This window comes from Puerhibacterium sp. TATVAM-FAB25, from assembly GCF_046535855.1.
In the GTDB taxonomy this organism is placed as follows: domain Bacteria; phylum Actinomycetota; class Actinomycetes; order Actinomycetales; family Cellulomonadaceae; genus Puerhibacterium; species Puerhibacterium variabilis_A.
The window spans coordinates 382593-395308 of record NZ_JAXUAK010000001.1; the positions used below are offsets into that span (position 1 = coordinate 382593).

Here is a 12716-nt window from a genome sequence, read left to right on the forward strand (position 1 = left end):
AGGCACGGGAGGACGGAGGGCACCATGCCCTGCTTCCTGAGATCGCTCCCTGCGCTGGCATGACCCAGATCAGGTTCAACGGTCGGAGTTCGAGTACTCCCTCTCAGCCCGGCTCACCGGACTCCCGTGCTACGTGCCGGAGGCTAGCACGCACCACGCGCGCTCCGAGGTCACCGGTGCGCGAACCGGGTCGACGGGCGGCGAGCGCGGTCCGCACATAGCCTCTCCAGCGTGACGATCCCTCCTCCGCACGGACCTGGCGCGCCCACGGTGCTCGCCGGCCGGTACGAGCTCGGTGCCCGCCTCGGCCAGGGCGGGATGGCCGACGTGTACCGGGGGGTCGACCACGTCCTGGGTCGGCAGGTCGCCGTGAAGGTGCTGCGCGAGACGACCGACGACGAGTCGGACCGGGCGCGCTTCGTCATCGAGGCGCGCACGCTGGCGCGGCTGTCCCATCCCGGCCTGGTCACCGTGCTCGACGCCGGCATCGGCCTGCGGGCCGACGACGCAGGCCCGGACACCGCGCCCATGTCGGTCGACCAGCCGTTCCTGGTGATGGAGCTCGTGGACGGCCCGACGCTGGCCCAGGTGCTCGCCGACGGCGGGCTCGAGCCGGCCGAGCTGCAGTCGATCGGCACCCGGCTCGCCGAGGCCCTGGCCTACGTCCACGCCCAGGGCGTCGTCCACCGCGACGTCAAGCCGGCGAACGTCCTGCTCGACTGCGAGCGGTCCGTGAAGCTCACCGACTTCGGGATCGTCCGCCTGCTCGGCGACAACGCCCGGCACACCGGGACCAACCAGATGATCGGTACCGCCGCCTACCTCGCGCCCGAGCAGGTCACCGGCCAGCCCGTCACCCCGGCCACCGACGTCTACTCGCTCGGCCTGCTGCTGCTGGAGGCGTCCACCGGCGAGCGCGTGTACCCGGGGACCGCGCTGGAGTCGGCGCTCGCGCGCCTGCACCAGCCGCCGCGCATCCCGGACGAGCTGCCGGCGGCGTGGCGGGAGCTGCTCGGACGCATGACCGCCATCGACCCGGGGGCGCGGCCGAGCGCCGCCGAGGTGGCGGTGCAGCTGTCCGCGGGGACCATCGCGCCGGCCTCGGTCGCCTCCGGCGCGGTGTTCGACCCGCCGACGGCGGAGCTGCCCGTGCCGTTCGGCCGGACGCACGAGCCGGCCGTCCGCCCGTCGCCGGCGCCCGCCCTCGCGGGCGGCACGGGGCGCCGCGTCCCTCGGCGGTGGCTGGCGCTCGGCGCGCCGGCAGCAGTCGCCGCGGCCGTCGCGGCCGTGGCGCTCGCCTCTCCGCTGGGGGCCGACGCGGGGTCGCCGCCGGAGACGGCGACGCAGCAGCCGGTGGCGGAGCTGCCGGCGGACGACGCGCCGTCTCAGGAGCCCGCGCCGGCCCCGGACAACGCCGAGGTCGCGCTGACGTCGGAGTCCTCGTCGGAGCGCGCGGACGCGCCCGTGAGCGACGCGGGGACCGGTGACGCGCCGGTCGCCGACCAGCCCACCGGTGCGAGCACCGGTGGCGCCGAGCCCGAGAAGGACGCGGAGCAGGACGAGACTCTCGCCGAGAAGGATCGCGACGAGAAGAAGTCCGACGAGAAGTCTGACGAGAGGTCTGACGAGAAGAAGCCCGACGAGAAGAAGCCTGACGAGAAGAGGCCCGACAAGAGCGCGGGCCAGACCGGTGCCGACGGCTCGCCAGGCGACAGCGGCAACGCGAACGACGGCAACGGCGACGCCGACAGCGACAAGGGCAGCACCGGCAACGGCGCGGGCAACGCCGCGGGCGACGGCAACGGCGCGAGCGGCAGCAACGGCAACGCCAACGGCGCGGACACCGGCAGCGGCAGCGCCACGAGCGTCAGCACCGGCACCGGCCCGAGCGGCGAGGGCTGACCCGACCTGGCTCGCGAGGCTGCGAGCCAGGTCGACCGGATCGCGCCGCCCTGGTCCCTAGACGGGCCGCGCCAGGTCCCGCAGCAGCGGCCCGGTGAGCGTGTCGATGCTGGTGAGCCGGGTGAGCGCGTCGCGGACGGCGGCGCCCGGACGCGACTCGACGAACGTGAGCCGCGCCAGGCGGCGTGACAGCTTCTGTGCGCGCTCCGTCCGGTGCCGGCGCCGTCGCTCGTAGAGGGCGAGCGCGTGCGGGGCGGAGGCGGCGTCGGACCGCGACAGCTCGTCCGCGAGCGCGGCTGCCGACTCCAGTGCCATGGAGGCGCCGATCCCGGCGGTGGGCAGGAAGGCCGCGGCGGCATCGCCGACGAGCGCCGTCCGACCGTGGGTCCACCGTGCCGCGCGGACGTCGGACATGCGCCACAGCGCCGGCGCCTCGTGCAGCTCCTCCGTCCACCGAGGATCGGTGAGGCCGTGCTCCCCCACGATCTCCACGGCCGCGGCGCTGCGGCCGATGCCCTGGACGCGCCTGGCCGGGGCGCCGACGATGACGCAGAGCCGGTCGCGGCACGGGTAGGTGCCTACGAAGCTGCCGGCGCCCCAGCGCTCGACGACGTCGCCGGGCCGAGCGAGGGCGGCGTCGGCCCACCACACGAGACATGACCACCCGGTGTCGGTCCGACGTGACCGCCCGGGAAGGCGCCGCCGTGTCGGCGAGCCGATCCCGTCGGCGCCGACGAGGACGTCGGCGTGCTGCGTGCTGCGTGCTGCCGTCGTCGAGCCGGACCGTCACCCCGTCCTGGTCCTGGTGCACGGACGCGATCGTCGTCCCGTGGCGGACGGCGCAGCCCGCGGCCGCGCCCTCCAGGAGGGCGAGCAGGTCGCCGCGGGCGAGGACCCCGAGATGCCCGCGCTCGCGCACCTCGTGCGGGAGCGGCGACGACATCAGGACGTCCCCGTGCGCGCCGAGAGCCGTGTACCGCGTCATCTCCGCGCTCCGCGCGACGAGCCCGTCGTGGGCGCCGACGGCATGGAGCACCCGGGAGCCGTGCGGCCACAGCGCCAGCCCGTACCCGCGGCCGGCCGAGCCGGTGCTCTGCTCGACGACGAGCACGTCGTGCCCCTGCCGGTCGAGCAGAGCGGCCAGGGCGAGGCCGGCGACGCCGGCGCCTGAGATCACGATGCGCACGACGCTGCCTCCGGCGACGTCACGTGGGTGAGGAACCGTTCGACGCCGTCCACGACGGCGGCGCCGCGCCAGGACGCGAACAGGTCGAACGCGTGCTGTCCGCCCGGCAGCTCCGCGTAGACGACCGGCGAGGAGGACCCCTCGCGCAGGTGCCGGACGAACGCGCGGGCGCCTTCGACGGGCGCGTACGTGTCCCTGTCGCCGTGGGCGACGAAGACGGGCGGAGCACTCGTGGCGTCGAGGCCGAGCGGCGTGGAGACCGGCCGCTCGTCGGGCGGGCGCCCGTAGTAGCGGCCGAAGTACCCGTACAGGCACACCGCCGCGCCGAGCCTCCGTCCGGTCTCCGGGTCCAGTGCGCACAGCGCGGTGAGGTGCGCGCCGGCGGAGCTCCCGGCCATGGCGAGGGTCCGCGCGTCGCCTCCGTGCTCGTGCGCGTGCCGTCCGGCCCATGCCAGCACGTTCGTGGCGTCGTGGAGATGGTCGACGAAGTCCGCGTCGGGGCGGAGCCGGTAGCCCGCGCTGATGCACACCCATCCGCGCGCGGCGAGCCGGTGAAGGAGGGCACGCCCCTCTCGGTGCTTCCCGCCGGACACGTAGCCGCCGCCGTGCAGGTAGACGAGCACCGGCGCGGCCACGACGTCGTCGCGCCGGTAGACGTCGAGACGTTGCCTCCGGTGGGGACCGTAGGCGAGGTCGCGGACGCGTCGCACCGACCGCGGCCGGATCGGCAACGGTGCGACGAGGCCCCGCCAGCGGCTGCGGAAGCTGGCGGGCGAGACCGGGACGCGCGCTCGTCGCAGCGCCTCCCGGACGGCGTCCCTGGCGTGCAGCCCTCGGCGCGCGACCTCACCGAGCGCGACCGTGGAGAGGCAGGCGACGCCGACGCCCACGAGGCCGGGAACGGTACGGAGGTCGCCCTCCACCAGCGCGAGCGCGGTGGTGCCGACGAGATAGAGGAACGCGAGCTGCGGCAGCTCGCTGACGACCACGCCGAGGAAGAACGCCGCGCTCCCCACGCCGCGCGGCCGACGCGGAGCCACGAGCGCCGCGGTGACGCACACCGCGACAAGGACGTACCCGAGCGGCACCGGGGCCTCCTCTCTCTACAGGTGTAGAGACTGCTACTCTACAGCCGTAGAGGCCGATGGCAAGGGGGCACGATGCCACGAGAGGATCGCCGAGCGCTGATCGCGGACACCGTCATCAGGACGCTGGCAAGGGAGGGCAGCCGCGGGCTCACCCACCGCGCCATCGACACCGCCGCGGGGCTCCCGGCCGGCTCGACGTCCTACTACCTGCCGTCCCGCGCCGCGCTGCTGACCGCGGCCGTCGAGCGCCTGGCGCAGCTCGACGCCGCCGACGTGGCCGCCCTCGAGGACGGCGACCCGGCCGCCGCGCTGACCGCTCTGGTCCAGGGCGCGCTCGTGGGCGAGGGGCGGGACCGGACGCTCGCCCGCTACGAGCTCTCGCTGGAGGCCGTGCGGCGACCCGAGCTGCGACGAGCGCTGTCGGCCGGCACGTCGCGGCTGGAAGGCCTGGTCGCCGAGCGGTTCGCCGCCACGTCCGCACCCGCTGCGGCCGCTGCTCGCGCCCGCGACCTGCTCGCCTTCGTCGACGGCGTGCTGTTCTCCGAGGTGACCGGAGCCACCGCGCCACCGCGCTCCCCCGAGGACGTCGCGGACGCCGTCCGGAGGGCGCTGCAGGCGTTCGCCTGACCACGCCCCGTCCGCCCTCCCTTCGTACGCACGAAAAACTCTGTTGAAAGGACAACGACCCACGTAGGGTCGGATGCCGTAGACGGGTGCCCGAGCCAGGGGGCCGGGCCCCGAGGGGGAGAACGAGGCGGTGAGGCTGTGCGGTCGTCCGACCGCCTCCCTGCCGCGCCAGGGGGAGCTCGAGGTGGCCGGAGAACGGTTCGATGTCGAGGAGCGGTGGCCGGAGCTGTTCGACCGGCTGGACGTGCACCAGCGGTACGCGGTCGCGCAGTCGCTCGCCTCGATGTGGCACGACGGCTGGGTGCCCAGCCGGGAGGACGTCGAGAACCTGACCGACCGCGCCCGCGGGGCGATCGACCAGGCGGAGTTCGTGCGGCGGTCGCGGGAAGCGGCAGCGCACCGGCAAGGTCCGGCGCCGGCGCCGTGAGCGTGGGCGCGGCCGGCGAGCCCTGAGGCCGTCGGGCGTCGACGACCTCAGGGCCACCCGCCCTCGAGGAGCGGTGTGACCGTGACCTCGTTCAGCACGGGCTCGCCCGGTGAGGCAGCCATCCACGCGATCAGGTCGGCGACGACGTCCGGGTCCAGCGACTGGCGCTCGTGCGCCGGACGCTCCGGCGCCGTGCGCTGCGCCGGATCGAACGCGCCCCAGCTCGTCGCCATCGCTCCCGGGTACACGACGCACACCCTGATGCCGTCGGCACGCCCCTCCGCGGCCAGCGACTGCGTCAGCCCCGTCAGCGCAAACTTTGTCGCGCAGTAGGCCGAGGCGCCGGCCCATCCCCTGCGGCCGGCGACCGAGGAGACGTTGACGACGAGCCCGCCGCCGCCCCGGCGCATGTGCGGCATGGCGGACCTCGCCAGCACGAAGGGCGCGGTGAGGTTCACCGCGACGACCCGCTGCCAGTCCTGCACGGACAGCTCCTCGGCGGAGCCCGGCGCATCGGTGGCCGCGGCGTTGACGAGGATCCCCAGGCCGCCCAGCTCGGTGGCGACCACCTGCACGACCTCGTCGAGGCGTTCCGTGTCGGCGAGGTCGACCCGCAGCGGCACGGCGCGCACGCCATGGCTCTCGACCTGGGCGGCGGCACGGCCCAGGTCGTGCTCGCCGCGTCCCAGCAGGCCCACGTCGGCGCCGGCCTGCGCCAGGCGGATCGCCACCGCACGGCCGAGCCCGCTGGTGGCTCCCGTCACCAGCGCGCCCACGCCACGCAAGGACCCGCCGGAGCTGGTCATGCTGTGATCCTCCGTACGGCCTCGGGGCCACGCCAGCCGTGGCGCAGCCACGACGGTGGCGTGCCCGCTGGGCCCGGGCACCGTGGTCGCCAGCGATGTCGCTGGTGCACCTCCACGGGCCGCGCCGACCGCCGCACGATGGCGAGCGGCTCCCGCACGCGGTCGAATGACGCCACGTCTCGAGGAAGGTTGCGCGATGGACACGTGGATGATCGTCGTGATCGTGGTGGTGGCGCTGGTCCTGCTGGCGCTGCTGGTGCTCGTCCTGCCCCGGGCGCGCCGACGCGCCCAGGCGAGGGCTCGCGAGCGCGAGCTCGAGCAGCGCCGCGAGCAGGTGGTCGGCGAGAACCGGGCGCAGGCGGAGGCGCACCGGAAGAGTGCCGCGGAGGCCGAGCAGAGGGCCAGGCTCGCCGCGGCCGAGGCGGAGCGCGAGCGCGCCGAGGCGGAGGTGCGCGAGCAGCGCGCCCGGCTGCACGAGCACGGCATGGCCGACGGTGAGCTCATGGGCGACTCCGGCCGCCACCGGTCAGGGACGTCGGCCGCCGCCGACGCACCGGGGGCCGACGACCGCCGACCCGCGCCCCGGCACGCGGAGCGTGCGCCGGGCGAGCCCGCGGAGCGTGCGCCGGGCGAGCCCGCGGAGGACTACCAGCGCGGTCGCGTCGACGAGCGCCGCGAGCAGAGCGCCGACGGCCCGCCGCGCGCGGTGTGACGGCGTCCCGGTCCGCTCGCGCAGGGCGATCCTGGCTCAGGCGGGCATCCGCTCCCTGAACGCCTCGACGTCGCGCTGCACGAAGCCCTCCAGGCGGACCATGTCGAAGGGGAACTCGTGCTGGAGGGCTGTGGGGTCCAGCGTCTGGTCCGAGCCGTCCACCCAGAGCAGCAGGCGCAGGGCGTCGGCGACCTCGGGCTTGACCGGTCCGAGAGCGACGCTGCCCGCGCGCAGGAGACCTCGAGGCAGGTGCCGGACCCTGGGCGAGATGCCGGCCTTCCGGGCGTAGGTGCGGGCGATCTCGTCCTTGGTGACGTTGTCCCAGCCGCCGATCTCCAGCACCCGGTCCCGGGCACGGGGGTCGGTCAGGCCGATCAGCACGTACCGGGCGGCGTCGGCGGCGGCGATGAGATTGATGGGGCTGCGCCCCGATCCCGGGATGGTGACCCTGCCCCTGGTGAGCAACGGGGTGCCGATGTACTGCCGGGCGTGCGCCTCCATGAAGGCCGTCGGCCGCAGGATGGTGTACCGCATCCCGCTCGCCCGGACGTGCTCCTCAGCGGCATGCTTGGTGCGCAGGAACTCGACGTCCGCCGTGGGCGAGGCGCCCACCGTGGACAGGAAGACCATGTGCTGCACGCCGGCCTCGCGGGCCGCGTCGGTCAGCATGCGGTTGCCGTCACCGTCCACCCGGGGCGAGCGGTTGGCTCCGGAGCCCAGGAGCGAGTGCGCCGCCGCCACGACGGCCTCCACCCCCTGGCACGCGCGCGCGATCGATCGCGGGTCGGTCAGGTCCATCTGGACGACGTCCACACCGTGGGCGCGCAGGTGCGCCAGGGCGTCCGGTCGGCGAGCGGCCGCCCGGACCGCGTGGCCACCGGCGAGCGCCAGCCTGACGGTCTCCCGTCCGAGGTTCCCGCTCGCTCCGACCACCAGCATCATGGGGGCCGCCTCCCGGACCGAGGACCGTGCGTTCACCGGCAGCGCTGAGGAGCTCGAGCACTCTTCGCGCTGACACGACCATGGCACACCGGCGCCGCGAGCGACAGGGCCCGCAGGCCGGTCCGGGGACCGTCAGACCTCGACGTCGAGCACCTTGTCCCCGGACGGCGCACCCTGGCCGATGTCGACGCCTTGGACGTCCTTCATGGCCTCGCGGAACCAGGTGTTGAACGGCGCCTCGGAGGCCCCGAACCGGACGACGGCCGCCTCCTCGTCGGCCTCCATGCAGACCACCGCCATCGTGCCCTCGGGCCCCAGCTGGTGCCAGACCACGTGCCGGGTCACCCCGGCGTCCCGAAGCGCGGCCTCGTACTCGTCCCGCCGGGGGCCGGTCAGCGCCTCCAGGGTCTTCCGGTCGTCGTCCTCCTTGCCGGGCAGGACAGGCAGCACGTACACGAAAGCCGGCATGATCGCTCCTCTGCGTCCTCGCGGGTCAGCCCCGGGCGGGCGGGCCGCCGGGCGGGAACCGCACCCCCTCGCCGGCGCCTCGCTCCAACGTAAGCCCGCCCGGTGCGGGACGACAGGCGGCCGCCGCGGTCGAGACGACCGCCCAGGCAACGAGCCCGGGACCTGCGACGGCAGGTGCGAAGGCCTTCGGCTCGGTGGGCGATAGGGCCTGCACCGAAGGCCTGAATACCTCTGACCGGCTGATCACTTCGTTCACGGCAGGTCCAGGAGGCGGGCTCGAGCGTGTCTGGAGGCGAACTTCAGACGCACGAAGGCGTCCGCCTCGCGGGGCCGGGACGGTCCCGCGAGGCGGACGCGTGACCTCTGGCGTCAGCGTCCTTCGTTGCTGACGTCGATGACGAACGGCGCGATCGTCACGGCATCGATGTTCGGCGCGTCCCCGTCGGGGTTGCCGATGACGATGTCGCCGTCCTGCGTGGTCAGCGTCAGCGGCGTCGTCCGCGTCCAGAAGTTGTAGTCGCTGTAGGTGTGCTGGTACGCGACGGTGCTGGCGGCCTCTGCACCCTCCTCACGGATCTCCGCCGTGCGGGAGATGATGTCCGCGTTGTACGGGTGGCCCGTGAACTTGTCGGCGTTGGCGTACGTCACGCCGATGTCGTAGGCGCCGGGCCTAGTGCCTTCCGGACGCGGGACCGTGATCGTGCGGCCGGCGGTGAGCCAGCCGACGTACTGTCCCTGCACGTTGGAGCCAGCGGCCGTGGGCGGCGTCTCGACCGTCGCGCCCGAGCTCCGCTGCACCGACGAGTCCTCGGCCTGCACCGTGGTCGCGTGGACGTCGGAAGCCACGTCCCGCACGAGTCGCAGGCCGTCGATGCCGAGGCGACCCTGCGCCGTGACGTGCACCTGGTGTATGCCGCGACCCAGGTGGACCGTCGCGGTGGTGCGCCCTTCGCGCCCGGGCCGGCTGGTCGCCCCCTCGATCGGGCGCTCGTCCACCGCGAGACCGTAGGCGCCACCGCCCCCGGCGGAGCCGGTGTCGACCTGCAGCTCGTAGTAGCCGTCCTCCTCGGCGACGACGAAGAACTCGGCGCGCGCACCCGGCGAGAGGTGGAGCCGTCCGCCGTCGGACGGCAGCACCTTGACCTGGCCGGTCGTCCTTGCCGCGGACGCCGGGTACGCCGAGGTCTCCGGCCCGTCGACGGCGACGAGGTCGACGACGTCGATCGCGACGTTGCTGCCCGGCAGCGCCGTGGCGCCGCCGTCCGCGCTGGTGCGCAGGGACAGCGTCGACGTGCCCGCCGGAAGCTCGACGAGCACGCTGGCGCGACCCTTGTAGGTGTCGCCGAGGGTGGAGGAGTACTGGACCACCTGGTCGAGCCGGTCCCCCACGTAGAGCGCGTGACGACCCGACGTGCGGCTGCGCGCCTGGCCGGGCACGTTGGCCCCCGTGCCGTAGAGCACGTCGAGCCGGTACGTGCCGGCCGCCGGCACGCCCACGTCCCACGACAGCCGTCCCGCCGGCGTCGTGAGCCCTCGGACGTCCTGGCCGCCCGAGGTGGCGTACGTGCCCGACTGCGTGGCCGCCCGCGCGCCGCCGGCCAGTCGCATCGCCTCCGCCTCGGTCGTCTGCGACCAGGCGGCGTCGGCGGTCGGCGCCGGACCGCTCGCCGACGGCGTGATCGTGACCCGATAGGCGTCCATCTCCGTGCCCGCCGGGACGTCGATCTCGAGCGTTCCTCCAGCGCTCACCCGGACACGCTCGGCCGAGATGGTCTGCGGCAGGCCACCCAGGCCCTCCTGGCCGGTGAAGCGGGTGCGCTCCAGCCGGACGTCGACCTCCTTGCCGAACACCGAGGGCGCCAGGCCCTCGACGTCCACGGTGACGGGGTGGTCGGTGCCGCCGAGCAGGACCGTGCCCTTGCGGACCCGCTCGTCGAGGGCAGCGAGGGCCTGCAGGGTGTCCGGCGTCTCGGGCCGCGGCGGCGTCGCCTCGACCGTCTCCCCGGTCAGGTCGCCGTACCACTTGAGCAGCCACCAGGCGCCGTTGCCGCCCTGGGTGCGCGAGGTGTGGTCGCTGAGGTTGCCGGCCGCGGTCCAGTACGCCATCTCGGCGTCGACCTTGTGGGTCTCGAACAGGGAGATCCAGCGGATCATCCGGCCCGGCACGCCGGTGTCGCTGCGCCAGGGCGAGTACTCCGTGACGTTGACGGGCATCTCCGGCAGCCCGAGCGACTTCTCCAGCGCCCGGAAGTGCGCGAGGTTGCCGGAGAACGCGGCGAGATCCTGCTTGTCCAGCTCGTGCCAGGTCATGATGTCGGGCAGGACGTCTCGCTCGGCGGCCCACGTCATGAAGTCGGTGAGGCGCTGGCGGTTGTAGTTGGCCTCACCGAGACCGGCGATGCGCGCCTCGGGGATGATCTCGTGGATCAGGTGGTAGGCGGCCTCCCAGTCGGCGAAGAACCGCTCGCGCTGGGCGCCCCAGTTGCCGTACCAGATCCAGTCCGGTTCGTTGAACGGCGTGAAGACGTAGCGATCGAGCTCGTCGGGGTCGGCCTCGCGGGCGACACGCTCCACGACGGTGCGGACCTTGGCGAGGAAGTCCGCCTGCCCGGGGTAGGTGTTTGCCGGGTCCTCGGCGTTCGCGTACCCCCACTTGGGGTAGTAGTCCTGGATGTTGATGTAGATGTCCTGGCCACCCGAGGCGAAGAAGGTGTCCGACACGCTGAGCGCCCCACCGTTGGGGTGCTGCAGGCCGCCCTCCGGCATCTGCGTCACCGTCCTGGGTGCCGCCCCGGCGACCACGGCTGTCGTCGGCACCTCGTCGTCCGAGAGCCCGTAGAGGACTCCGGTCGCACCGCCGTGGACGGCGCCGGTGGACGTGGAGAAGTCGACCACCAGCTGCTCCGCGGCGCCGGCGCCGAACGCGGAGGGCGGGGAGGCGGCAACGAGCAGGCTGCCGCCGAGGGCCACGCAGCTGGCCAGCGCGACGCCGCGACCGACCGTTCTGCGGTGGAGGGAGATCAGGGGGACCATCGTTGCTCCTTCTGATTGGTGTGGAAACTCGTGCTGTGCCGTCGGCGTGGCTCGCCCACGACCGTCGCGCCTGTCGGCGGATGCCGGTGGGGCGGGCGGCCGATCGGAGGCCCCGCCCCACCGGGTCACTCGAAGAGCGCGTCGACGGTCTTGTCGGCCTGGGTGAGGGACTCGGCGTCCGCGGTGCCCTTCAGGAAGGCCTCGAGAGCGGCGGTGACGGTGTCGTTGACCTCCGACCAGTGGTCGGCGATCGGCAGCAGGGCGGTCGTGCCGTCGGTCACCTGGACGGTGAAGCCGGAGACGTCCCAGCCCTTGTCCGCGAAGGCTTGCTCCGCCTTCTCGGTAGAGGTCTTGATCGCCGGGAAGACGACCGCGGACTCGGCGATCACGTCCTGGCAGTCCGTGGAGGCCATGTACTTGACCCACTCCCAGGCCGCGTCGGGGTTCTTGGTGCCGGTCCAGATGCCGTCGGAGAGGCCGTTGAAGAGGCTCGCCCGCTCACCGGCCGGGCCGACCGGGGTGGGCGCCACCTTCGTCGGCACGTCGTCCTGGCCGAGGTACGAGCTGTTCATCCAGCTGCCGTCGGTCACGGACGCGTAGCGGCCCGCGAGGTAGCCGTTGAGCGGGTCCTGCTCGCTGAGCGCGATGTCGACCGACGGCATGTAGCCCTCGTCGATCAGGTGCTTGTACCAGGTCAGGGTCTCGACGAGCCTGGGGTCGTCGAAGTTCCACTGCGTCGTCCACGGCGTGGTGTCGCCGAAGTACCAGTCGTTGCTCAGTGCGTAGGGCGCCCACGTCTGCTGACCCGAGGCGTTCAGGCCGTTGCCGCTCAGGGCGAGGCCGTAGGTGGCGACCTTGGTCTTGTCGAAGCCCGGCTCGTTGCCGCGGACGCCGTTCTCGTCGACGGTGAGCGCCGCGACGAAGTCCTCGAACGTGCCGCCGTCGGTGGGGTTCCACTCGAGCGAGCCGATCTGCTCGGCCGTGTACCCGGCGTCGGCGACGGCCTGGTCGTTGTAGAACAGCCCGACGGTGTCGAAGTCCTTCGGCAGCCCGTACCGGGCGCCGTCCTGCCCGACCCACAGGTCAGCCAGGCCGTCCTGGTAGATCGACAGGTCGAGGCCGTCCTCCTCGATGCGGTCGCTGAGGTCCAGCAGCTGACCCTGGGAGGCGAACTGCGGGAAGTAGGACAGGTGGTCGGCGAAGACGTCCGGTGCGGTGCTCGAGGCGAAACCGGTGGTGAGGCCCTGCCAGTAGTCGGCCCAGCCGTACTGCTCGATCTTCACCTCGATGCCGGTCTTGTCCTCGAAGTCGGTGGCGCACTGCTGGTAGGCGGGTTGCTGGTTGGTGTCCCACAGCCAGTAGGTGATCGAGCCGCCGGCCGCGGCGTCGCCGCCCTCGTCGCCGGACGGCGCGCCGCAGCCCGCCAGGGCGAGCGGGAGGATCGCTGCTGCGGCGGCGAGCGCGCCGGTGCGACGCCGGAGGGGCAGGTTGTTCATGGCAGACCTCTCTGTCTGTGAGCCGGCGT

At 73.7% G+C, this 12716-nt stretch carries 10 protein-coding genes, 1 pseudogene and 1 riboswitch; of the genes and pseudogenes, 4 read left to right on the forward strand and 7 right to left on the reverse strand.

All coding sequences use genetic code 11. From position 1 onward, the window contains the following. Window positions 1-29 precede the first annotated feature (29 nt). A riboswitch (TPP riboswitch) is annotated at window positions 30-138 on the reverse strand. A 93-nt stretch (window positions 139-231) separates the two neighbouring features. Next, window positions 232-1902, forward strand: a complete 1671-nt coding sequence (locus U5M74_RS01805; protein ID WP_410905576.1) for a protein kinase domain-containing protein — start codon at window positions 232-234, stop codon at window positions 1900-1902. Window positions 1903-1959: 57 nt separating this feature from the next. Here U5M74_RS01805 and U5M74_RS01810 read toward each other — a convergent pair. Both U5M74_RS01810 and U5M74_RS01815 read right to left on the reverse strand, forming a co-directional pair. After that, window positions 1960-3088 (reverse strand): annotated as a pseudogene (locus tag U5M74_RS01810) (FAD-dependent oxidoreductase). After that, entirely contained in the window at window positions 3076-4176 is a 1101-nt protein-coding gene (locus tag U5M74_RS01815; protein ID WP_410905578.1) for an alpha/beta hydrolase, read from the reverse strand. The pseudogene U5M74_RS01810 and the gene U5M74_RS01815 overlap by 13 nt, the downstream one beginning before the upstream one ends. Before the next feature lie 72 nt (window positions 4177-4248). On the opposite strand from U5M74_RS01815, the gene U5M74_RS01820 reads away from it, so the two are divergent. After that, window positions 4249-4803, forward strand: a complete 555-nt coding sequence (locus U5M74_RS01820; protein WP_410905580.1) for a TetR/AcrR family transcriptional regulator — start codon at window positions 4249-4251, stop codon at window positions 4801-4803. A gap of 130 nt (window positions 4804-4933) precedes the next feature. Beyond that, the gene (locus U5M74_RS01825; RefSeq protein ID WP_410905582.1) at window positions 4934-5230 is read left to right on the forward strand and encodes a hypothetical protein; all 297 of its coding nucleotides are present in this window, start codon (window positions 4934-4936) and stop codon (window positions 5228-5230) included. A 47-nt stretch (window positions 5231-5277) separates the two neighbouring features. On the opposite strand, the gene U5M74_RS01830 is transcribed toward U5M74_RS01825, so the two are convergent. Continuing rightward, the gene (locus tag U5M74_RS01830; protein ID WP_410905584.1) at window positions 5278-6036 is read right to left on the reverse strand and encodes an SDR family oxidoreductase; all 759 of its coding nucleotides are present in this window, start codon (window positions 6034-6036) and stop codon (window positions 5278-5280) included. Between the two features lie 196 nt (window positions 6037-6232). On the opposite strand from U5M74_RS01830, the gene U5M74_RS01835 reads away from it, so the two are divergent. Beyond that, entirely contained in the window at window positions 6233-6748 is a 516-nt protein-coding gene (locus U5M74_RS01835; protein WP_410905586.1) for a hypothetical protein, read from the forward strand. A gap of 36 nt (window positions 6749-6784) precedes the next feature. On the opposite strand, the gene U5M74_RS01840 is transcribed toward U5M74_RS01835, so the two are convergent. The 4 genes from U5M74_RS01840 to U5M74_RS01855 all read right to left on the reverse strand — a co-directional run bounded on the left by U5M74_RS01840 (window position 6785) and on the right by U5M74_RS01855 (window position 12687). Then, window positions 6785-7690 carry an SDR family oxidoreductase gene (locus U5M74_RS01840; protein WP_410905588.1) on the reverse strand — a complete coding sequence of 302 codons (906 nt, stop codon included), beginning with the start codon at window positions 7688-7690 and terminating at the stop codon, window positions 6785-6787. Window positions 7691-7822: 132 nt separating this feature from the next. Further along, window positions 7823-8158 (reverse strand): hypothetical protein, encoded by a 336-nt coding sequence (locus U5M74_RS01845; protein WP_410905590.1) that lies wholly within the window; start codon window positions 8156-8158, stop codon window positions 7823-7825. Between the two features lie 369 nt (window positions 8159-8527). Continuing rightward, on the reverse strand, window positions 8528-11191 hold the full coding sequence (locus U5M74_RS01850) for a hypothetical protein (protein WP_410905592.1): 2664 nt from the start codon (window positions 11189-11191) through the stop codon (window positions 8528-8530). Between the two features lie 125 nt (window positions 11192-11316). Beyond that, on the reverse strand, window positions 11317-12687 hold the full coding sequence (locus U5M74_RS01855; RefSeq protein ID WP_410905594.1) for an ABC transporter substrate-binding protein: 1371 nt from the start codon (window positions 12685-12687) through the stop codon (window positions 11317-11319). Between the last annotated feature and the right edge of the window lie 29 nt (window positions 12688-12716).

Excerpts from the sequence above, each read along its gene's own strand:
- U5M74_RS01820 (WP_410905580.1), top strand. The coding sequence starts at position 4,249 with ATGCCACGAGAGGATCGCCGAGCGCTGATCGCGGACACCGTCATCAGG.
- U5M74_RS01830 (WP_410905584.1), bottom strand. The coding sequence starts at position 6,036 with ATGACCAGCTCCGGCGGGTCCTTGCGTGGCGTGGGCGCGCTGGTGACG.
- U5M74_RS01835 (WP_410905586.1), top strand. The coding sequence starts at position 6,233 with ATGGACACGTGGATGATCGTCGTGATCGTGGTGGTGGCGCTGGTCCTG.
- U5M74_RS01840 (WP_410905588.1), bottom strand. The coding sequence starts at position 7,690 with ATGATGCTGGTGGTCGGAGCGAGCGGGAACCTCGGACGGGAGACCGTC.
- U5M74_RS01845 (WP_410905590.1), bottom strand. The coding sequence starts at position 8,158 with ATGCCGGCTTTCGTGTACGTGCTGCCTGTCCTGCCCGGCAAGGAGGAC.
- U5M74_RS01850 (WP_410905592.1), bottom strand. The coding sequence starts at position 11,191 with ATGGTCCCCCTGATCTCCCTCCACCGCAGAACGGTCGGTCGCGGCGTC.
- U5M74_RS01855 (WP_410905594.1), bottom strand. The coding sequence starts at position 12,687 with ATGAACAACCTGCCCCTCCGGCGTCGCACCGGCGCGCTCGCCGCCGCA.